The organism is Paraburkholderia kirstenboschensis (assembly GCF_904848585.1).
Taxonomy (GTDB): domain Bacteria; phylum Pseudomonadota; class Gammaproteobacteria; order Burkholderiales; family Burkholderiaceae; genus Paraburkholderia; species Paraburkholderia kirstenboschensis.
Map to the genome: position 1 here is coordinate 193,126 of NZ_CAJHCR010000013.1, position 20,349 is coordinate 213,474.

Annotated in this window: 18 protein-coding genes; 10 read left to right on the plus strand and 8 right to left on the minus strand. The window is 61.7% G+C overall.

All coding sequences use genetic code 11. The annotated features are described in order from the left end of the window. Positions 1 to 912: 912 nt before the first annotated feature. Positions 913 to 1,737 carry an IclR family transcriptional regulator gene (locus JMY24_RS27370; RefSeq protein ID WP_128597088.1) on the minus strand — a complete coding sequence of 275 codons (825 nt, stop codon included), beginning with the start codon at positions 1,735 to 1,737 and terminating at the stop codon, positions 913 to 915. Between the two features lie 153 nt (positions 1,738 to 1,890). Between JMY24_RS27370 and JMY24_RS27375 the strand changes: the two genes are divergently transcribed. From JMY24_RS27375 to JMY24_RS27395, 5 genes are all read left to right on the plus strand, one after another. Continuing rightward, on the plus strand, positions 1,891 to 2,655 hold the full coding sequence (locus JMY24_RS27375) for a substrate-binding periplasmic protein (RefSeq protein WP_128584781.1): 765 nt from the start codon (positions 1,891 to 1,893) through the stop codon (positions 2,653 to 2,655). Between the two features lie 29 nt (positions 2,656 to 2,684). Next, a complete protein-coding gene (locus JMY24_RS27380; protein ID WP_128597089.1) occupies positions 2,685 to 3,341 on the plus strand; it encodes an amino acid ABC transporter permease in 657 nt (218 codons plus the stop codon). Further along, the gene (locus JMY24_RS27385; protein ID WP_128597090.1) at positions 3,338 to 4,084 is read left to right on the plus strand and encodes an amino acid ABC transporter ATP-binding protein; all 747 of its coding nucleotides are present in this window, start codon (positions 3,338 to 3,340) and stop codon (positions 4,082 to 4,084) included. The genes JMY24_RS27380 and JMY24_RS27385 overlap by 4 nt, the downstream gene beginning before the upstream one ends. Before the next feature lie 8 nt (positions 4,085 to 4,092). Next, complete coding sequence (locus JMY24_RS27390; protein ID WP_201703259.1) at positions 4,093 to 5,385, plus strand: NAD(P)/FAD-dependent oxidoreductase; 1,293 nt, start codon at positions 4,093 to 4,095, stop codon at positions 5,383 to 5,385. 517 nt (positions 5,386 to 5,902) lie between these two features. Continuing rightward, positions 5,903 to 6,400, plus strand: a complete 498-nt coding sequence (locus JMY24_RS27395; protein ID WP_236597530.1) for a hypothetical protein — start codon at positions 5,903 to 5,905, stop codon at positions 6,398 to 6,400. A gap of 262 nt (positions 6,401 to 6,662) precedes the next feature. On the opposite strand, the gene hutG is transcribed toward JMY24_RS27395, so the two are convergent. The 6 genes from hutG to JMY24_RS27425 all read right to left on the minus strand — a co-directional run bounded on the left by hutG (position 6,663) and on the right by JMY24_RS27425 (position 11,583). Next, positions 6,663 to 7,631, minus strand: a complete 969-nt coding sequence (hutG, locus tag JMY24_RS27400) for a formimidoylglutamase (protein ID WP_128596383.1) — start codon at positions 7,629 to 7,631, stop codon at positions 6,663 to 6,665. Then, positions 7,628 to 8,404 carry an amino acid ABC transporter ATP-binding protein gene (locus tag JMY24_RS27405; RefSeq protein ID WP_128584774.1) on the minus strand — a complete coding sequence of 259 codons (777 nt, stop codon included), beginning with the start codon at positions 8,402 to 8,404 and terminating at the stop codon, positions 7,628 to 7,630. The genes hutG and JMY24_RS27405 overlap by 4 nt, the downstream gene beginning before the upstream one ends. Next, positions 8,401 to 9,069 (minus strand): amino acid ABC transporter permease, encoded by a 669-nt coding sequence (locus tag JMY24_RS27410; protein ID WP_128584773.1) that lies wholly within the window; start codon positions 9,067 to 9,069, stop codon positions 8,401 to 8,403. The genes JMY24_RS27405 and JMY24_RS27410 overlap by 4 nt, the downstream gene beginning before the upstream one ends. 15 nt (positions 9,070 to 9,084) lie before the next feature. Then, positions 9,085 to 9,840, minus strand: a complete 756-nt coding sequence (locus JMY24_RS27415) for a transporter substrate-binding domain-containing protein (RefSeq protein ID WP_201703260.1) — start codon at positions 9,838 to 9,840, stop codon at positions 9,085 to 9,087. A gap of 83 nt (positions 9,841 to 9,923) precedes the next feature. Then, entirely contained in the window at positions 9,924 to 10,673 is a 750-nt protein-coding gene (locus JMY24_RS27420) for an IclR family transcriptional regulator (protein ID WP_201703262.1), read from the minus strand. Between the two features lie 439 nt (positions 10,674 to 11,112). After that, the gene (locus JMY24_RS27425) at positions 11,113 to 11,583 is read right to left on the minus strand and encodes a ribonuclease domain-containing protein (protein WP_128596382.1); all 471 of its coding nucleotides are present in this window, start codon (positions 11,581 to 11,583) and stop codon (positions 11,113 to 11,115) included. Between the two features lie 205 nt (positions 11,584 to 11,788). Between JMY24_RS27425 and JMY24_RS27430 the strand changes: the two genes are divergently transcribed. Continuing rightward, positions 11,789 to 12,664, plus strand: a complete 876-nt coding sequence (locus JMY24_RS27430) for a patatin-like phospholipase family protein (RefSeq protein ID WP_128596381.1) — start codon at positions 11,789 to 11,791, stop codon at positions 12,662 to 12,664. A 97-nt stretch (positions 12,665 to 12,761) separates the two neighbouring features. Here JMY24_RS27430 and JMY24_RS27435 read toward each other — a convergent pair whose 3' ends face one another. Next, positions 12,762 to 14,222, minus strand: coding sequence for an efflux transporter outer membrane subunit (locus JMY24_RS27435; protein ID WP_201703264.1), 1,461 nt, complete (start codon positions 14,220 to 14,222; stop codon positions 12,762 to 12,764). A gap of 69 nt (positions 14,223 to 14,291) precedes the next feature. Here JMY24_RS27435 and JMY24_RS27440 point away from each other — a divergent pair, with 69 nt between their 5' ends. From JMY24_RS27440 to JMY24_RS27455, 4 genes are all read left to right on the plus strand, one after another. After that, positions 14,292 to 14,915 (plus strand): TetR/AcrR family transcriptional regulator, encoded by a 624-nt coding sequence (locus JMY24_RS27440; protein ID WP_413231271.1) that lies wholly within the window; start codon positions 14,292 to 14,294, stop codon positions 14,913 to 14,915. Between the two features lie 82 nt (positions 14,916 to 14,997). After that, the gene (locus JMY24_RS27445; RefSeq protein WP_201703266.1) at positions 14,998 to 16,113 is read left to right on the plus strand and encodes an efflux RND transporter periplasmic adaptor subunit; all 1,116 of its coding nucleotides are present in this window, start codon (positions 14,998 to 15,000) and stop codon (positions 16,111 to 16,113) included. After that, complete coding sequence (locus JMY24_RS27450) at positions 16,110 to 19,250, plus strand: efflux RND transporter permease subunit (protein WP_128598679.1); 3,141 nt, start codon at positions 16,110 to 16,112, stop codon at positions 19,248 to 19,250. Before JMY24_RS27445 ends, JMY24_RS27450 begins: the two co-directional genes overlap by 4 nt. 35 nt (positions 19,251 to 19,285) lie before the next feature. Continuing rightward, the gene (locus JMY24_RS27455) at positions 19,286 to 20,092 is read left to right on the plus strand and encodes an oxidoreductase (protein ID WP_128598680.1); all 807 of its coding nucleotides are present in this window, start codon (positions 19,286 to 19,288) and stop codon (positions 20,090 to 20,092) included. Positions 20,093 to 20,349: the final 257 nt, after the last annotated feature.

A 20,349-nucleotide genomic window follows, 5' to 3' on the forward strand; every position in this document is an offset into this window, starting at 1 on the left:
ACAGCGTGGCATCCATTCTGTTGTCAGCAAATGCCGTGCCGCCAAACGAATAAGTTAACCTCGCGGTATGCGGAACCGCCTGCACGCGCGGTTGTATAGTTTTTTTCCGCAGCGCGCCTCGATAGGATGCAAGTCGACCTTAAGCCCAGTTCCTACGGCGCGGCGTTCTGCTCGCGATGGGCGTATTTGAGCGGACGAGCGCATTTCGCTCGTGTTCGAAAGTCGGGTTTTTGTAAGTGTGCGGATACCTGTCTGTTGCAGATACTTTGGGCCGTTATGCGCATCTGCAGGCGCCTGAACAGACGGTGGCCGAAGTTCAGGCCGCATTCAGCGCGGGTAGCAATCCCACGAGTGACTAGATCTCAACTTCGACGTTTCGAGGGCTCACGTGCAGATCAGGTTCAGCTTGGAGTTGCAACCGAGCGTCCTTAACTCAGCAATGAATGGCTGCTTCGGAGAATGAGGAGAGTCTGCTCAGGCTTGCGTATCGCCTATCGTCGGCTCGCGAATTTCAGCCTGCGCATTCCGATCGCATAAGGCAGCCCACGGGCCATGTACAGCCGTTGGCCCGCGCTTTCGTACGGACCTTTGAACGTCGGTTACGCCTCGGTACTGAACATTTAGATACGACACTATCTGCAAAGCGCTGGCCGAAGCGATGCTTACCACAGGCGTCCGTGGGCGCTTCATGGGTGACCGATGTTGGATAAGATCCAAAAATCGATGGCTCGCAGAGAGCCGGGTTCGGTTCGTTCGCAGATCGAAGTAGTTCTTACTGGTGCTTATCGACAAGCATGTTAGCCAACGGCGCGGTGTAAGGCTTCTGCCCCGAAGCTTACTCCGCGCTTCTCGCTCCGACGCGCAGACTGCTCCTTGCAGTGTGTCGGCAACGAGCCGAACATGGGCGCGCCCTTAGGCAAGCGTCCTGATCGAATTGCTGATACCACGTACGCAATCGATTACTGCGGGTGCCAACCGTGCCTCCGCTTCCGCCGGCGTCCACCGGCTCGTCGGCGCGACGACGTGAACCGCACCGACCGGTCGGCGCTCCCCGTCGAGCAAGGGCGCGGCGATCGTCATATCGCCGATGAACAGTTCCTCGCGGTTCGACGCATAGCCATTACGCCGTCCCTGCGCGAGCCGCGCCTCGATCTCTTCGAGATCCGTGATGGTGTGCTGCGTATGCGCGACGCGATCGCTGGCCTGCAGCAGCGTGCGTGACTCGTTCTCAGGTAGCGCCGCGAGATACGCCCGTCCCGACGCCGTGCAGTACATCGGAATTCGGCTGCCGATTGGCATATGAATCGGCACGAATTTCGTGCACACGAACCGCGCCACGTAGACCATGTCGACGCCATCCGGCTCGGTCAGATTGGTCGTCTCGCCCGTGACATTGGTGAGTTCGGACAGAAACGGATTGGCGACGTCGATCAGCGTGTCGGCAGCGAGATAGTTGAACCCGATCTGCATCACGCGTGGCGCCAGTTGATATCGCCTGGTACGCGGATGCTTTCTCACATAGCCGAGCTTTTCCAGCGTGTAGATCATGCGCTGCGCGGAGCTTTTGGTGATAGCCGTCGCCTCCGCAACTTCGGGAAGCGTCATTGACCTTCGCTGTGCGGTGAACGCGCGGAGCACGGCGATTCCCTTCTCCAGCGACTGATTGAACAGTGCGTCCGGCGTTTCTTCGAGCTGCGGGGGCGCTTCCGTCTCAGCGCCGACGTTCTTGCGGGTCATGGAATCACCTAATTGTTTCCGCCTGAAATCGACTCTATCATATCGCATATCGATACGCAAAGTACTCGCACCGATATTTTTGGTTCGAATACCATGTTTCACCTAACGGGCGCCGATCCTTTGATCGGCCGTCGTCAACTTGTGGAGAGACTCATGTTCCAGTTCGCCAAACGCTTCGCCGGTGTCTTTGCAACGGGTTTGCTGCTCGCCGGTGCGCCGGCCTTGTCGGTAGCCGCTACCACCTACGAGATTGGAGCGACGGCCACCGGTGTGCCGTTCACCTTTCTCGATGTGAAGAGCAATTCGATTCAGGGCCTTCTGGTGGATGCGATTACCGCGACGGGCAAGGCTGCGGGCTTCGACGTGAAAATCGAGCAGACCACGTTCTCCTCTCTGATTCCGTCATTGACCACGAAGAAGATCGACATCATTTCGGCGGCCATGCTGAAGACGCCGGCGCGCGAGCAGGTCGTCGATTTCTCCGACACTGTGTACTCCTATGGCGAAGGCCTGATCGTGCGCGCCGACAACAAAGCCCAGTACACCTCGATGGACGACCTCAAGGGCGAGGTCGTCGGCGCCCAGGTCGGCACCGCGTTCGTCGACGCGTTGAACAAGAAAGGCATCTTTAAAGAGGTCCGTACCTACGATTCAGTCGCCGACATCATGCGCGACGTCGCGCTCGGCCGCATCAAGGCGGGCTTCGGCGACCATCCGATCATTGCGTATCAGCTTCAACACAATCCGAATCCGCAATTGCGCCTCGTCAGCGGATATCAACCGTCGGTGAAAGGCCAATTGTGTTTCGTCGTGCGCAAGGGCGACACGGCCACGCTGGAGCAGTTGAATGCCGGCATCAAGAAGATCAAGGCCGACGGCACGCTGACGCAGATCGTCAAGAAGTGGCAGGTGGAATGACGCTGTCTTCAGAGTAAGGACTGCCCGCCATGTTCTTCCAGAACGCCGTCGAATTCTTGCCGATCCTGCTGAAAGGCGCGGTCGTCACGGTCGAGATCACTTTCTGCTCGTTCATTCTGAGCACCGCGCTCGGCCTGGTGCTCGCGCTGATGCGCGTGTCCGGCAACCGCATCGTGTCGAACGCCGCGGCCACTTTTATCAACGTGATTCGCGGACTGCCAATCATCGTTCAGCTGTTTTACATCTACTTCGTGCTGCCCGATCTCGGCGTCCAGTTGTCGGCGTTCCAGGCCGGCTTCATCGGACTTGGCATCGCATACTCGGTGTATCAGGCGGAGAACTTCCGCGCCGGCATCCAGGCGATCGATCACGGGCAGATCGAAGCAGCACAGTCCATCGGCATGCGCGGAGCAATGATCATGCGGCGCGTGGTGCTGCCGCAAGCGTTCAGGATCGCACTGCCGCCATACGGCAATACGCTCGTAATGATGCTCAAGGACTCGTCGCTCGCCTCGACGATCACCGTCGCGGAAATGACGCGTGCCGGGCAGCTCATCGCGTCATCGACGTTTCAGAACATGACGGTATTCACGCTGGTCGCGATCCTTTATCTGGGACTCAGCCTGCCGCTCGTCTTCGGATTGCGGCGGCTCGAACGCCGCCTCGGACAGAAGGGAAAACGATGATCAAAGTCGACTCGATTCACAAGCGATTCCACGATCAGCACGTGCTGAAGGGCGTCAGTCTGAACGTCGAACGCGGGCAGGTCGTGTGTCTGATCGGTCCATCGGGCTCGGGCAAGTCCACGCTTTTGCGCTGCATCAACGGACTGGAGCGCCATGACGCCGGCGCGATCACCGTCGAGGGCTGCGCCGTCGACGCGGGTTCGAAACAGATCCACGAACTGCGTGCGCAGGTCGGCATGGTGTTCCAGCGCTTCAATCTGTTCCCACATCGAACCGCGCTGGAAAACGTGTTTGAGGGTCCAGTGTTCGTCAAGAAGGAAGTGCGTGCACGGGCACGTGAGCGGGCGCGGCAGCTGCTCGACAAGGTCGGTCTCGCGCACCGGATGGACGCTTACCCGGCCGAAATGTCGGGCGGGCAGCAACAGCGTGTGGCGATTGCCCGCGCACTGGCCATGGAACCAAAAGCCATCCTCTTCGACGAGCCGACCTCGGCACTTGACCCGGAACTGGTCGGCGAAGTGCTCGGCGTCATGCGCCAGCTTGCCGACGACGGCATGACCATGATCGTCGTCACGCATGAAATGGGCTTTGCGCGCGAAGTGGCCGACCGTGTGTGTTTTCTTCACGACGGCACGATCCATGAGGAAGGGTCCGCCGCCGATCTGTTCGAACGTCCGCGCAATCCTCGCACACGCGAGTTTCTCGGCAAGATGCCCGCGCTTACCGAAGCACCCCGGATTTAAATACCATCATGAGCCTGGTTGAAGTTGCAAAGCCGTTGCCTCCCTCTCTCTGGGCGGCAACGGCGGAACCCGCCGTCGATACGCCGCCGCTCGATGGTTCCGTCACGGTGGACGTTGCGATAGTCGGCGCCGGTTACACGGGTTTGTCGACGGCCTTGCATCTGGCGGAGCAGGGCATACGGGTCTGTGTGATCGACGCCAACGAGCCCGGTTGGGGGGCGTCCGGCCGTAATGGCGGTCAGGTGATTCCTGGCCTGAAATATGATCCCGATGAACTCGTTCGACGCTACGGCCCACACGATGGCGATGCACTGGTGCAAATGGCGGGCGGCGCCGCAGATTCGGTTTTCGACCTGATCGAGCGCCACGGCATTCGGTGCAATGCGACGCGCGCCGGCTGGATTCAGCCCACCCATTCGAGCAAGCTGCTCGGCGTGCTCCACGCCCGGGCGCGGCAGTGGGAATCGCGCGGCGCGCCCGTTGAACTGCTCGACCGTACGCAGATAGCGAGGCGGCTCGGCACGGACGCATTCGTTGGCGGATGGGTCGATGGGCGCGCGGGCAGCGTGCATCCGTTGAGCTACGCACGCGGCCTCGCGCGTGCGGCGCAAACCGCAGGGGCGGCGATCCACAGCGGAACCCGTGCCGCGAGCGTCGAGCGTGGCCCGAAAGGATGGCGAATCCGTGCGGCGCATGGTTCGCTCATCGATTCGAAGCAGGTGCTGCTGGCAACCAACGGTTATACCGATGGCCTTTGGCCGCGCCTCGCCCAATCAGTGATCGCAGCGAATAGCTTCATCGTCGCAACGAGGCCGCTGCCCAAAGACGTTGGCGCAACGATTCTGCCCGGTGGCGAAGTGGCTTCCGATTCACGACGACTGTTGCTCTACTTTCGCAAGGATGCGGATGGGCGTCTGCTGATGGGCGGGCGCGGACCCTTTCGCGAGCCCCGCAGCGCCGCGGATTGGGTGCATCTCGAGCGTGCCGCCCAGTTGATGTTTCCACAGCTGAAAAACATCGAGTATGAATACCGATGGGCTGGTCGCATCGCCATCACACGCAATTTTTTGCCGCACGTGCACGTGCCGGCAGAAGGCATGACTATCGCGCTTGGTTACAACGGACGCGGCATTGCGATGGCGACGACGCTAGGAAAACATCTGGCCGCTCTAATCGGCGGGACGACACGCGGCTTACCGCTTCCACCCACGTCGATCGAGCCCGTTCCGTTTCACGCGTTGCAGCGGTTCTATATCAGTGCGGGAGTGGCGTGGTATGGACTGCTTGACGCGCTGTCATGAGGCTCCGATCGATAAACGGCGCGCTGACGCGCGTCGTTTAGTGACGATAGAACTGTTGGAACTGGCGGCCGATCGTCGCCTGCAGTAGTGCGCCGAGACGTAGAGTTGACCGCCTCTGGTCGTTTGCTAACTTCCGGGCTCGTCCAGGAATGCTAGTCGGCCCGCAGCATTTGCTGGGTCACGCGGACGACGGATCCGCTTAAAGCTGCGGCTCATCGATCTCCAGACACGTTCCACGGACTTCGCCTTCTGCCTAGTACGATTCGGCCACCGTGCCAGGAACGTCGGCCGAAACGCTGGGCGCGAAGTGGATGCGCTAGACCTTTCAGTTGGAAAGCTCTATAAAAAGAAAGTGCGTAATCACTCGGACATTCACCCGCCGATTCGCTCGTCACGGTCCGATCAACTACCAGTCAAATATGCATTCATCGTCCCCGGAAAGCGGTCTGGCCGGAGGACGCCACACGCCTGTTCATATGACCGCGCACGTAATGAAACAGTGTGGAGGGTGACGACCATGATGAACAACAGCAATGCGGGCAGATTGATTGCCATGCTGATAGCGGACCTTGTCTGGGTATCGTCCGCATCGGCTCAGGCGCTTCCTAAGCAAGGCAACATCGAAGCAACTTACACCGCGGCCGGCGCCGACGTGAGGAACATCAACGTCAGCGGCGACGACGCGGTCTATCTGTTTGAAGCGACGCTATTGATGGCAAGCAACAACAACTCACCCTTGATGAGGAACGTGACCGCGCGCTGCGTGGAGGCGGGTTTCAGCGCGGGTACCGCGACCGGTTACTGCGTGTATTCGGACAAGGACGGCGACAAGTTCATCGAGACTTTCACTTATCAAGGCGGCTCGACAACCGGCAAGGGAACGCTCGGCTCCGGCACCGGGAAATACAAGGGTATCGAAGGACACTTCAACTGGCAGCAGGTGCTCGCTTTGCCCTCCGACAAAGGAACGTACAACTACATTGGCAAGAAAACCGGCAGCTATCGAATCCCTTGACCGTTTCGACGGTTCACATCTTGGGCCGCGTCCGATGCAGTGATTGCACGCTTCTCGAGGCGGCTCAAGTTCTCAGCCTTGCCCGTCGCGCCGGCATCCCAATGCGGCTTCAGCGGAGGTTTGCAAACTGTACAAAATCCCTACACGTTCCAGGATGGACCGTGGCGGGACGTAAAGCCTCGTTGAACTTAGTGGGTCCCATTCAGGAATCCGGCGAGCCGTTTTTTCTACTCACGCGATACGCTGAGCACGATGACGTGATTTAAAGCAACCGGTACGCCAGTCGGGCGGCCGCTCTCGCGGTGCGCCTGTCCTGATCGAGCGTCGGGTTGTACTCCGCGATATCCGCCGCGCGCAGCTTGCCCGAAGCCCGCACGCGCAGCACCATCGCTTCGACCACCGATAGCGGTACGCCCAACGCGGCGGGCGCCGACACACCCGGCGCCGTGGCGGCCGGCAACACGTCGAGATCGATCGTCAGATAGACGTCGTCCGCCGCGTCGAGCAACTTCTGAAGCTCATTCAGGCGCTGCGGCAGTTGCGTTTCCTGCATATCGACGTCCAACACGTAGAGCACGCCGAGTCGCTCCGCATGCGCGAATAGCGAAGCGGTATTGCCGAGATCGCTGATGCCGAAGCACGCATAGTTGAATGGCACCCCTCGTTCCGCACAGTCGATCGCGATCTGATCGAACGGCGTGCCGGAATTCGCGGGACGCTTCTGGCGCAGATCGAAATGAGCGTCGAAGTTGATGATCAGCAAGTTGCGCAATGCGAATGGCGTAGCTGCGTTGTCGGCTTCACGCTGCTGATGCAGCCGCAAACCGCTATACGTACCCCACGCGACCTCATGACCGCCGCCGAACACCAACGGCCGCCCACCGCTCGCCAGCACTTCGCTAACCACGTGGGCCAGTTCCACCTGCGCGGCTTCGAGGTCGCCGTCGTCGCACACCACGTCGCCTGCGTCGGCAAGTGCCGCCATCGCCGATCTGGCCGGCAAGCCTGCCAGCGCACGGCGCAATTCCTTCGGAGCATGCGCTGCGCCAGTCCGACCTTGATTGCGGCGCACGCCTTCATCGGAGCCGAAGCCGACGATCACCGGCGCATCGCGCTGTACGTCCACAGCGTTACCGAATGGCGTCACCTGATTGAAAACACGCCGCGTGTCGCCGGGTTCGCCGTCATCGGAACGGCCCGCCCACACCTTGTCATCGAATGGGACTCTCATGCGCGCGACAACACCGCCTGCAGGAAGGCGCGTGTGCGCGGCTGTGATGGCGCAGAGAAAATCTCTGCGGGTGGCCCCGCTTCGACGATCACACCGCCGTCCATGACTACCACCACATTGGCCACTTCCTTCGCGAAGCCCATTTCGTGTGTGACGACCACCATCGTCATGCCTTCGCTCGCGAGCAGCTTCATCACTTGCAGTACTTCGCCGACCAGTTCGGGATCGAGGGCGGACGTCGGCTCGTCGAACAGCATCACCCGTGGCTGCATCGCCAGCGCGCGAGCAATCGCAACCCGTTGTTTCTGACCGCCCGACAGACTCGCCGGCATCACATGCGCCTTGTGCGCGAGCCCGACCTTCTCCAGCAACGCCATAGCAGCCGCTTCGGCCTGCGCCTTGCTGGCGCCACGCAACATGCGCGGCCCCACGGTGATGTTATGCAGCACCGACAGGTGCGGAAACAGATTGAACGACTGAAACACCATGCCGACTTCGGTGCGCAGAGCATTCAGCGAACGTTCTTTGAGCATCTCGCCGTGGTCGACTAACCGATGCCCGCAAATGTCGATCGTGCCGCCTTCTGCCTGTTCGAGTCCATTACAGCAGCGGAGAAAGGTACTCTTGCCCGACCCGCTCGGCCCGATCACCACCACGACCTGCTGCGGTTGAATATCGAAATCGATGCCGTTGAGCACGGTATGCGAGCCGAACGATTTCGTCAGGCCGCGAATGCTAACGATAGGCTCGTTGACTTTGGCCACGGTATTCATTGCACCATTCCTCCCACACGCAAGCGACGTTCGACGCGATGCAGCGCGTAATTGGTCGCCTGCGTCAATACCAGATATACCAGCGCGATAGCGAGATACACTTCGAGCGAACGATAGGACACGCTGATGATCTTCTGGCCTTCATGCATCAGATCGTCGATCGTGAGCAGCGACACCAGCGCCGAGTTCTTGATCAACGCGATGAATTCGTTGCCGAGCGGCGGGATCATCCGCACGATGGCCTGCGGCAGAATGATCGCGCGCATCGCCTGCCCCGACGACATGCCGATCGAACGCGCCGCTTCCATCTGCCCGCGATCGACCGACTGAATCGCGCCGCGCACGATCTCCGATACGTAAGCCGCCGAATACAGACCGAGCCCCAGCATGCCGCACAAAAACGCCGGCAGCAGAATGCCGAATTGCGGCAGGCCGAAGAACAGCAGGAAGAGTTGCACAAGCAACGGCGTGCCGCGGAAGAACGTCAGGTAAGCGGTGCAGAAGCCGTACACGACGCGCCGCCGCGGCGTCAGCCGGCCGATGCCGATCAACAGGCCAAGCGCGCAACTGAGCGCGAGCGACGCGGCGGTCACTTCGACCGTCACCAACGCGCCTTGCATGATGTCTGGCCAACCGGCAATCACCGGCGAGAAATCAAGTTCCATTTCGTGTCCAGCCGTTTATTGCGCACTCGCGCCGAACCACTTCTTGACGATCGCCGCATACGTGCCGTCAGCCTTGATCTTGGCGAGCGCGGTGTTGAACTCTGCCTTCAGCTGCGGCTCGTCTTTGCGCACGGCGATGCCGTAGGCTTCGGTCGTCAGCGTTTTGTCGAGTACACGGAAGCCGGTGCGCGTTTTCGCAACTTGATAGGCGGCCGGCTTACCCGTCACAGCAGCGTCGGCACGGCCGATGCCAACCAGGTCGAACATTTCCTGGTTCTTCTCGACCTCGACGCGATTGACCTGCGGGAAGTTATCGCGCAGGAAGTTCACGGACTTCGTGCCCACCTGGACTGAGACTTTTTTGCCGTTCAGATCGGTCACCGTCTTGATCGGTGAATCGCTTTTGACCAGCACGGCCAGCCCACCCGCGTAGTACGAATCGGTGAAGTCGACCACTTTCGCGCGCTCGTCCGTGATGTAGATGCCGGAGATCGCAGCGTCGAAACGATGCGCGATCAGACCTGGAATCAGCCCTTTGAAGTCAATGTCGGTCCATTGCACGCGTTTGCCCATCGCTTTCGCGAGCGCATTCATGAGGTCGACGTCGAAGCCGGTGCGCGCGCCGTTCTCGGTGAACTCCATCGGCGGGAAAGTGGCGTCGGTGGCGACGTTCAGCACATCCGGCGTTTGTGCTGACGCCGCGCCGGAGAATCCGCCAAGCGTCACGGCGAAGGTGACGCATGCGAGGGACAACAGTCGTTGCAGCTTCATGGGGTAGCTCCTTGTTGTTCTATCAAGTAATGCGGTTAATTTGAGACCCGAATTGAAGGATGAAATTGAAAAGCTTCGTCCCGTTAATCGACTTGCATATGCTCGGAAATGGCGCGGGCCGTACGTAGCGTCCCGTCGATTAATTGGCTTTCTCGTCCGATGGCGCGCGTTGATGGCGCCATCAACGTGATCGACGCGCTGCTGCCGGCGCTGCGTCCACTGTGATGAAAGATCGGGGCGCTGACTCCCCACACGCCCGGGTCGACTTCGCTGTCGCTAACGGCGTAGCCCTGGGCTCGAATATGTTGAAGTTCTGCTTCGATCGCGGCACGGCCGACGGGGTCGTTGTCAAACACGCTGTCGAGCACTTCGGCGCGCGCCCGGTCGGCCATGAATGCCAATAGGGATTTCGCCGAGGCGCCCGCCTTGAGCGGCACGGCGCGGCCTTTCTCGAACGAGCAGCGCAACGAATGCTGGCTGTCGACCATCTCAAGGCACATCACCTGATGCCTGACCGCGACCACCAGCCCAATGCTTTCCTGCGACGCGCGCGCGAGCTGCTGCATCTCATTGCGGCTCGCTTCGACGAGCAGCGAGTTCACATCGAAGCCAAGCGCGAGTTGCAAGCTGATCGGACCGGGCGCGTAGTACCCGGCGTTTTCGGCGACAAAACCCCAGCGCTTGAGCAGCGCGATCTGACGGTACAGTGTGCTTTGCGCAAGCCCGGTCACGGCTAGCAGATCTTTGACCGACATTGCCTTGCCATGACTGGCGAGCGCGGCCAGCACCAGCAACACCCGTTCGGCCCCTGTCACACCCTGTTCGACATTCACGATCACGCCACCCACGATCCATCAAGAGCGCAGAATGCCAGACCATTCTCGAATTTCAAAAATCATATTCCCGTTCAATGGGAATAAAAGGGCAGGGATTTCCCTTGGACGGGACATGGGCAGCACGGATAGTCCTGGCACTGGACTATCCGAGGCGTTGAAAAGGAAACGATATCCAGAATGGACCGGGTCATTGCCCCGAACCTTTTTCCACTCAAGTAACTATCAGACGCGCTCGAGTGCCCGGTTGTCGCGAACGGCCGAAGTAGCCGAGGATTTACGGGTGAGGCGTCGGCTGGCGCGGCACTTGTACCGTTGTTACCCGCCTTCAGCAGGTGAGGGGGCGAAAGGCAGCAGGGCGTCGCCAACGCTCCGCTCTAGTCAGCGGGAACGCTCCTGGCTATATAGGTCGACTATTTTCGCGGATTGGGGTCCTTCCTCATCCTGCGATGCGCCTGAAGCTGGCGTAGTAATCGTCGGTGTAATAGCAGTCGTCGGTGTGCCTGCGGGGTCCGCCACACACGATCCGGCGCTGCCCGCGATCCGTCGAGCCCGGGGTGCGAACCGTGTATGTGTGGTAGTAGCCGCGCGGATGCTTCGGCAGCAAAAGCGCACTGTTGCGAAACAATACGCCGTCGTCCCCAAACGGGAAGGGCCCGCCCGCTTTGATCAGTCGCAGTGTCTCGGCTGCTTCCCCTGGTAACTGTGCCTTGGTGACGGTACCCAGCGCGCCCGCCACTTGCGCGCCCGATGCGGTGAGTGGACCGCTCGCGCTCAGCCCTGGCTGAACCGGCGCCTGGCTCGCGGATGCGCCCGATGCCTCAGTGGCGTTTTGCGAACCCTCCTTGCCGCATCCGCCGAGGATCGCGCTCAAGGCGACGATGCAGGAGAAAGCCCACGCGCTCTTCACGAAACGATTCTCCTCTCGTTGACCAGGACTCGACGACTAGGATAGATGTAAAGGTATCGCTAATGGCGGAGCGAATCAACGTTCTGCCGGAAGTCAGCACCCGGTACACGACAACCATGCCGATGTACGTTTTTGGCTTGAATCCTGAGCGGTGGCTGTGTATCGGGAGTGTGAGTTCACTGATGCAGGGAGCTGCGAATCAACCATGAACTCCCATCTTTCGGGTTTGACCGCCTTCGTGTTCGCTGGCGGTGGCAGCCTCGGCGCGATCGAGGTTGGCATGCTGCGCGAACTGCTCGAACGCGGTGAGCATCCGGGCTGCGTGGTGGGCGCCTCGGCAGGCGCGATCAACGCAGCGTATTTCGCCGGACAACCGGACGGCGGTGGCGTAGCAATGCTCGAAGCGCTCTGGTGCAAGATCCGGCGGCAGGACATCATGCCTTTTTCCATGCTCGGGCTGCTCGCGATGATCCTGCGCAGTCGTGCTCACCTCGTCGAGGCGAACGCGTTACGTCAGCTGCTGGAGACTCATCTGTCGTATCAGCGGATCGAGCAGGCGACCTTGCCGCTCCACATCGCCGCGACCGATATGCTTACCGGCGGCGAAATCGTTCTTTCTACTGGTCCTGTGGTGAACGCTGTGCTGGCGAGCGCAGCTATTCCCGGCGTGTTCCCGCCGGTGCGTATTGACGGCGTGGATCTCATCGATGGCGGCGTCGCCAACAACACGCCGATCTCGGTGGCGGTCGCGCTTGGTGCAACGCGCATCATTGTGCTGCCAGCCGGCTTCGCGTGTGCGTTGCATGCGCCGCCGCGTAGCGTGATCGCGCAGGCTATGCATGCGCTGACGCTCGTCATCGCACGCCAACTCGTGCGCGACCTTGAGTTCTATTCAACGCGTGCGCAGATCTATGTCGTTCCGCCGTTGTGTCCACTCGATGTCTCGCCTTACGACTATACGCAGTGCGCGCAACTGATCGACCGGGCTGCGCAGAAGACGCGTGCATGGCTTAGCGATGGTGGCCTCGAGCGCGCTTTGATTCCCGGTGAGCTGCGCGAGCATGAGCACGCCGCGCGTTAACGGTGCGAGCAAAAAACGGCCAAGCCGCTTTGTGGCAAGTTCCAGTGACCCGACGAGTATGCCTGGCTGCAAACGGAGCCCACCGGGAGCGGCGGGCCTATCGGCTTGCAACGGCCTCAGGATCAGTGGGTTGCCAACCCCCGCCGAGCGCCTTGAATGCCGCGACCGCTGCGCGCGCCGATTCCGTTTGCGCCTGCACCCGCGCGTCTGAGGTGCGTAAGAGGTTGTCGTCCGCCTGCAGCACTTCGATCAGGCTGACTACACCCTTTTGATAAGCGGCAAACGAGGCCGCCCGCGCGCGGCCGAGCGAACTCACACCCTGCGCGAGAATGGCAGCCTGCTCCTCGCGCTTGACGAGTGCTGAGAAAGAATTCTCGACGTCCTCCGTTGCGTGCAATGCGGTAAGCCGATACGCGGCGAGCATCTCGGCTTCCTGCCCTTTGGCCACATTGATCTGCGCATTGATGCGGCCGAAATCGAATAGTCGCCAGCGCAGTCCCAGCACGCCGGCAGCCTGATTGGCGCCGCTACTGAACAGGTTGCCGCTGGCCACTGACGTGGCGCTCCCAATCAGTCCACTAAGCGACAGCTTCGGGTAATACTCAGCGATTGCCACGCCGATGCGCGCGTCGGATGCAGCAAGGCGACGCTCGGCCACGATCAGATCGGGCCGACGCCTGAGCAACTCACCAGGCGATCCGGTGCCCGCGATTCGAGGGGCGGCCGGGATATCGCCGCCCTCCAGCAATTCCGCCCGTTGCGTGCCGGGCTGTGAACCCAGCATCACGTCCAGCGCGTTCATCGCCGCATCGAGCCCTGCCTCAAGGACCGGGATGGACGCCTGAACCTGAGCCAGCGCACCTTCAGCCTGGCTCACCTGCAGGTCGGCCGCCAGGCCTTTCCCGTACAGAAGCTTGATTGTCGAAAGTAGATCCTGCTGCGTCTGCAACTGCTTGCGAGCCACCTGAAGACGAGCCTGTAATCCACGAATGGTGATGTAGATGTCTGCAGTCTGCGCTGCCACAGCCAGGCGCGTGGCCACCTCGCCGGCCTCTGAAGCCTGATAGTCGGCAAGCGCCGCTTCCCGTCCGCGACGCAGGCCGCCGAACACATCCAGCTCCCAGCTCGCGCTGAAATTGGCCTCATAGTCGTTGCCGTAGCGGTCGAAACCGGGCGTCGAATTGAGGACCCGTCCCAAGGGAGTCTCAACCGACTGATAGACCCGCGCAGCCTGGCCGCTGACATTGCCGGACGGCAGCAGCGCGGCGTTCGCCGCGCCGAGTCCCGCTCGCGCCTGCGTAACGCGCGCGGCGGCCTGTGCGAGGTCCAGGTTCTGTTCCAGCGCGAGCGTGACGAATCGCGTCAGTTGCGGATCGCCGAAGCCCGTCCACCACGTGGCAAGGTCGGCACTGGCCGCCGCCTGCCGGTGCTCGACTGCGGCCTGGCCCTGGAAGCTGTCTGGCATGGCGACATGCGGTCGCACATAGTCTGGACCGACAGCGCAGCCTGTCGAGAGGCTTGCGACTATGACCGCGGCAAGGAGATGTTTGGGTAGCATGAGCGTCTTCAAGAGGTCCTGTTGTGACTATAATACCAAACAGTCACTAGTTGTCCATTCCTGTATGCTATGCCCATGAAAAACACCACCGTTCCCTCCGTCCCCGCGCGCGGCCCGGCCGACCACGAGGTGCGGGACCAGATCGTTGCCGCGGCCACCGAGCACTTCAGCCGGTATGGCTACGATAAAACCACAGTCTCGGACCTCGCCAAGGCGATCGGGTTTTCCAAGGCCTACATCTACAAGTTCTTCGAATCCAAGCAGGCCATTGGCGAGATGATCTGCGGCAACTGCCTGCGCGAGATCGAAAGCGAGGTCAGGGCGGCCGTAGCGGACACCGATCTGCCGCCGGAGAAGCTGCGGCGGATGTTCAAGGTCTTTACCGATGCGAGCCTCCGTCTGTTTTTCCGGGACCGCAAGCTTTACGACATCGCCGCATCGGCTGCCACCGAAAACTGGCAGTCCGTGCAAGCTTATGAAGCACGTGTTCAGAAGCTGCTGCAGGAGGTTTTGCAGGAAGGTCGGCAAAGCGGTGACTTTGAGCGCAAGACGCCACTGGACGAAACCGCGACGGCGATCTATCTGGTGCTGCGCCCCTATCTCAACCCGCTGCTGCTTCAGTACAACCGCGATACCACCGACGTCGCGCCGGCGCAGTTGTCCAGCCTGGTACTTCGTAGCCTGTCGCCCTGAGCAAGATCAAGTTTGTGACGCTTGACGATATTGGTCACTAGAACCATAATGAAACCCGTCATCACTCATCGATGGGACTTTCATGTTCTCGCGTCGCCTCGCCACTTCCGCACTCGCCTGTGCGCTGCCGTTTGCGCTAGCGGCCTGCGGCGATAAAACACTGCCCGATCCGCGCACCGAGGCCCCACTGGTGCGCATGGCCGTCGTTCAACGCGCCGTCCCCGCGTCCCGTTCGCTTACGGGGACCGTCGCGGCACGCGTGCAGAGCGACCTGGGTTTCCGTGTTTCGGGCAAGGTGCTGGAACGGCTGGTGGATGCGGGCCAAACCGTCAAACGCGGTCAGCCACTGATGCGCCTCGACCCGATCGATCTCAAGCTTGCCGCGCAAGCCCGGCAGGAGGCGGTCACAGCCGCGCGAGCACGAGCGCAGCAGACCGCGCAGGATGAGGAGCGCTATCGCGACCTGCGCGGCACGGGTGCGATCTCGGCTTCGGCCTACGACCAGGCCAAGGCGGCCGCCGATGCCGCCAGGGCGCAGCTCAATGCGGCCGAAGCCGACGCCGACGTGGCGCGCAATGCGACGGGCTATGCCGCGCTGATGGCGAACGGCGACGGCGTTGTGATGGAAACATTGGCCGAACCCGGTCAGGTCGTCAGCGCCGGACAGCCTGTCGTGCGCCTCGCTCACGCTGGGCGTCGCGAGGCTGTCATCCAGCTACCCGAAACCCTGCGTCCCGCGATTGGCTCGGTCGCCCAGGCGACGCTTTTCGGCAGCAGCGGCAGCACCGTGCCGGCGACGCTACGTCAGCTCTCGAATACCGCGGATCCCCGCACCCGGACCTTTGAAGCGCGGTATGTGCTGCAAGGAGAACTGGCCGACGCCCCATTGGGTGCCACAGTGACGGTCCAGATTGCGGACGCGCCTTCTGCGGTGCAAGACGGTTTGCAGGTGCCGATTGGCGCGGTGCTCGACGCGGGCAAGGGCCCGGGCGTGTGGGTGATAAACGGCGAACCGGCCAAGGCTGCGTGGCGGCCGGTGACGGTCCTTCATCTGGACGACGACAGCGCTCGCGTCTCAGGTACGTTGAAGCAGGGCGACCGGGTCGTCGCGCTCGGCGCGCAGTTGCTGCGCGAAGGTGAGCCGGTCCGCGTGTCCGGCCAGACTGTCGCCATGGCGAGCGAAGGAGCACGTCCGTGAGCGAAGGCCGATTCAACCTGTCGGCGCTTGCCGTGCGCGAGCGCGCGATCACGCTGTTCCTGATTTGCCTGATCTCCCTGGCCGGACTCGTGTCCTTCTTCAAGCTGGGTCGCGCGGAAGACCCCGCCTTCACGGTCAAGGTGATGACCATCATCACCGCATGGCCGGGCGCCACCGCACAGGAAATGCACGACCAGGTCGCCGAGAAGATCGAAAAGCGCATGCAGGAACTGCGCTGGTACGACCGGACCGAAACCTATACGCGCCCCGGTTTGGCCTTCACGACGTTGACGCTGCTCGACAGCACGCCGCCGTCCGAAGTGCAGGAGGAGTTCTACCAGGCCCGGAAAAAAATCGGCGACGAAGCCGCCAACCTGCCGGCCGGCGTGATCGGGCCGATGGTCAACGACGAATATGCCGACGTCACCTTCGCCCTCTTCGCGCTGAAGGCCAAAGGCGAACCGCAGCGTCTGCTGGTGCGCGATGCGGAGACGCAGCGCCAACGGCTGCTGCATGTGCCGGGCGTGAAGAAGGTCAACATCATCGGCGAACAGGCTGAGCGGATCTACGTGCAGTTCTCGCATGACCGGCTGGCGACGCTCGGCGTCAGCCCGCAGGACGTATTCGCCGCGCTCAATGGCCAGAACGCGCTGACGCCCGCTGGCTCCGTGGAGACCAAAGGTCCGGAGGTATTCATTCGCCTGGACGGCGCCTTCGACAACCTGCAGAAGATCCGCGACACGCCGGTCGTCGTGCAGGGCCGCACGCTGAAGCTGTCGGACATCGCCACCGTCGAGCGCGGTTATGAGGATCCGGCAACGTTCATGATCCGCAACAACGGCGAACCCGCGCTGCTGCTGGGTGTCGTGATGCGCGACGGCTGGAACGGGCTCGACCTCGGCAAGGCGCTGGACAGCGAGGTCGGCGCAATCAACAACGGGCTGCCGCTGGGCATGAGCCTGACCAAGGTCACCGACCAGTCCGCGAACATCAGCTCGGCCGTCGACGAGTTCATGGTCAAGTTCTTCGCCGCGCTGCTCGTCGTCATGCTGGTGAGCTTCGTCAGCATGGGCTGGCGGGTCGGTCTCGTCGTTGCCGCGGCCGTGCCGCTGACGCTGGCCATCGTGTTCGTGGTGATGGCCGCAACCGGCAAGAACTTCGACCGCATCACGCTCGGCTCGCTGATTCTCGCGCTCGGCCTGCTCGTCGACGACGCGATCATCGCCATCGAGATGATGGTCGTGAAGATGGAGGAAGGCTACAGCCGCGTGGCCGCGTCGGCCTACGCGTGGAGCCACACGGCGGCGCCGATGCTGGCCGGCACGCTCGTGACCGCGGTCGGCTTCATGCCGAACGGCTTCGCGCGCTCCACCGCGGGCGAATACACCAGCAACATGTTCTGGATCGTGGGGATCGCGCTGATCGCATCGTGGGTCGTCGCGGTCGTTTTCACGCCGTATCTCGGCGTGAAGATGCTGCCGGACTTCCGGAAGTTCGAAGGCGGTCACGACGCAATCTACGACACGCCGCGCTACAACCGCTTCCGCCAGTTGCTGACGCGCGTGATCGCGCGCAAATGGCTTGTCGCCGGTTCGGTCGTCGGTCTCTTCGTTCTCGCGATTCTCGGCATGGCGATCGTCAAAAAGCAGTTCTTCCCCATCTCCGACCGTCCCGAAGTGCTGGTCGAGGTGCAGATGCCCTATGGCACGTCGATTTCACAGACGAGCGCTACTACAGAGAAAGTCGAAGCGTGGCTCGCGAAGCAAAAGGAAGCGAAGATCGTCACCGCCTATGTGGGGCAGGGTGCGCCGCGTTTCTATCTGGCGATGGGACCGGAACTACCCGATCCGTCGTTTGCAAAGATCGTGGTCCGCACGGACAGCCAGGACGAGCGCGATGCATTGAAGCAGCGGTTGCGTCAGGCCATCGCAGGCGGCCTCGCCCCGGAAGCGCGCGTGCGGGTCACACAACTCGTGTTCGGGCCGTATTCGCCGTTCCCGGTGGCCTATCGCGTCACAGGCCCCGATCCCGACAAGCTTCGTGGTATCGCCGCGGAAGTTCAGCGGGTGATGGACGGCAGTCCGATGATGCGCACGGTCAATGCCGACTGGGGCACGCGCTCGCCGACGCTGCACTTCACGTTGCAGCAGGACCGTCTGCAGGCGGTGGGACTGACGTCCAGCGCCGTCGCTCAACAGCTCCAGTTTCTGCTCACCGGCGTGCCCGTCACCGCTGTGCGCGAGGATATTCGTACCGTGCAGGTCTTTGCACGCTCGGCTGGCGATGTGCGGCTCGACCCCGCGCGGCTCGGCGACTTCACGCTGGCCGGCGCGAACGGGCAGCGCATCCCCCTGTCGCAGGTCGGCAAGGTCGATGTGCGGATGGAGCAGCCGATCATGCGCTGGCGCGATCGCGTGCCCACGGTCACGGTGCGCGGCGATATCGCCGATGGCCTGCAGCCGCCGGACGTCTCGACCGCGATCACGAAGCAGCTTCAGCCCATCATGGCCAGGCTGCCGGGCGGCTATCGAATCGAGGAAGCCGGCTCCATCGAAGAATCGGGCAAGGCGACGACCGCCATGCTGCCGCTGTTCCCGATCATGCTGGCGATCACTTTGATCATCATCATCTTTCAGGTGCGTTCGATCTCCGCCATGGTGATGGTGTTCATGACGAGTCCGCTGGGCCTGATCGGTGTCGTGCCGACGTTGGTCCTCTTCCGGCAGCCGTTCGGCATCAATGCGCTGGTCGGCCTCATCGCGCTGTCGGGCATCCTGATGCGCAATACGCTGATCCTGATCGGGCAGATCCACCAGAACGAGCAGGCGGGACTCGACCCGTTCCACGCGGTCGTCGAAGCCACCGTGCAGCGTGCGCGCCCGGTGATCCTCACTGCAATGGCCGCGATCCTCGCGTTCATTCCGCTGACCCATTCGGTGTTCTGGGGCACGCTCGCTTACACGCTGATCGGCGGAACGTTCGCGGGGACGGTACTGACGCTGGTGTTCCTGCCGGCCATGTATTCGATCTGGTTCAGGATCCGGCCAGGCAGCCCAGCGGGTTCGCACAAGGGCAGCCACGAGCACGCCTCTCCGCCCGAACTGACGCTGCAGGACGCGCTCGACGCGCGCGGTTAAAGCGCAATCAATTTACTGTATCGAAGGAAACTGCCATGCCCAACTCCAAAGTGGTCGTTGTGACCGGCGTGTCGTCTGGTATCGGACGCGCGACAGCAGAGAAGTTCGCGAAGCGCGGGTGCCGCGTATTCGGGACCGTGCGCAGCATTGCAAAGACGGCGCCATTGGCCGGCGTCGAGCTGGTGGAGATGGATGTGCGCGACGATGCTTCGGTTCGAACCGCGATTCATACGATTATCGAGCGCGCCGCGCGCATCGACGTGCTCGTCAACAATGCCGGCACGACGCTGATCGGAGCGGTGGAGGAAACGTCGGTTACCGAAGCCGCCGCGCTGTTCGACACCAACGTATTCAGCATTCTGCGTACGAGCCAGGCAGTGCTTCCGCACATGCGGGCGCAACGTGGTGGAAGGATCGTCAATATCAGTTCGGTGCTCGGCTTTTTGCCGGCGCCATACATGGGACTCTATGCGGCGTCCAAGCATGCCGTCGAAGGGTTGACCGAGACGCTTGATCACGAGATGCGCCAGTTCGGCATCCGCGCAACGCTCATCGAGCCGTCCTTTACCCGAACCAATCTCGATGTCAATGCGCCTCAGGCGGGTTTGAAAATCACCGCCTATGATCGCGAGCGTGCGCTTGCATCCAGCGCAGTCGTCAACAGTGTCCAAGGTGCGCCCGCGCCCGATGGCGTGGCAGACACAATTGTTGAAGCCGCGCTTGGCAACTGGCGAATGCGTTTCACGCCGGCGGGACAGGCGTCTCTTTTGAGGAGATTGCGGCGTTTCATGCCGGCAGCCCCCGTCGATGCAAATCTGAGGAAAACATTCGGGCTTGCGTGAATCCCGGCTCCGTGCGGTGATTCGCGCCGGCCCGTCACACTCGCATCGCCAGGAGCGTGCTAACCAGTGGCTCGCCTTCAGACCTCGATGGTCACGACGATTTCGGTGCCTTCCAACCGGCCCCGCCGCAGCATCGGAATATTGCCTGTCGAGGCCAGATTGAAATGTCGCAGGGCTGGCTAAATACAGATGTCGTAGTCTTGATGTCAGGTTTGAGTCTGTCTTTAACGGTTTGAATCCACGTAGTGTCGAAGGAC

Bases quoted from the DNA above. Each gene is read 5' to 3' on its own strand.
- JMY24_RS27370 (WP_128597088.1), bottom strand. From the start codon at position 1,737: ATGACCCGCAAGAACGTCGGCGCTGAGACGGAAGCGCCCCCGCAGCTC.
- JMY24_RS27375 (WP_128584781.1), top strand. From the start codon at position 1,891: ATGTTCCAGTTCGCCAAACGCTTCGCCGGTGTCTTTGCAACGGGTTTG.
- JMY24_RS27380 (WP_128597089.1), top strand. From the start codon at position 2,685: ATGTTCTTCCAGAACGCCGTCGAATTCTTGCCGATCCTGCTGAAAGGC.
- JMY24_RS27385 (WP_128597090.1), top strand. From the start codon at position 3,338: ATGATCAAAGTCGACTCGATTCACAAGCGATTCCACGATCAGCACGTG.
- JMY24_RS27390 (WP_201703259.1), top strand. From the start codon at position 4,093: ATGAGCCTGGTTGAAGTTGCAAAGCCGTTGCCTCCCTCTCTCTGGGCG.
- JMY24_RS27395 (WP_236597530.1), top strand. From the start codon at position 5,903: ATGATGAACAACAGCAATGCGGGCAGATTGATTGCCATGCTGATAGCG.
- hutG (WP_128596383.1), bottom strand. From the start codon at position 7,631: ATGAGAGTCCCATTCGATGACAAGGTGTGGGCGGGCCGTTCCGATGAC.
- JMY24_RS27405 (WP_128584774.1), bottom strand. From the start codon at position 8,404: ATGAATACCGTGGCCAAAGTCAACGAGCCTATCGTTAGCATTCGCGGC.
- JMY24_RS27410 (WP_128584773.1), bottom strand. From the start codon at position 9,069: ATGGAACTTGATTTCTCGCCGGTGATTGCCGGTTGGCCAGACATCATG.
- JMY24_RS27415 (WP_201703260.1), bottom strand. From the start codon at position 9,840: ATGAAGCTGCAACGACTGTTGTCCCTCGCATGCGTCACCTTCGCCGTG.
- JMY24_RS27430 (WP_128596381.1), top strand. From the start codon at position 11,789: ATGAACTCCCATCTTTCGGGTTTGACCGCCTTCGTGTTCGCTGGCGGT.
- JMY24_RS27435 (WP_201703264.1), bottom strand. From the start codon at position 14,222: ATGCTACCCAAACATCTCCTTGCCGCGGTCATAGTCGCAAGCCTCTCG.
- JMY24_RS27440 (WP_413231271.1), top strand. From the start codon at position 14,292: ATGCCCATGAAAAACACCACCGTTCCCTCCGTCCCCGCGCGCGGCCCG.
- JMY24_RS27445 (WP_201703266.1), top strand. From the start codon at position 14,998: ATGTTCTCGCGTCGCCTCGCCACTTCCGCACTCGCCTGTGCGCTGCCG.
- JMY24_RS27455 (WP_128598680.1), top strand. From the start codon at position 19,286: ATGCCCAACTCCAAAGTGGTCGTTGTGACCGGCGTGTCGTCTGGTATC.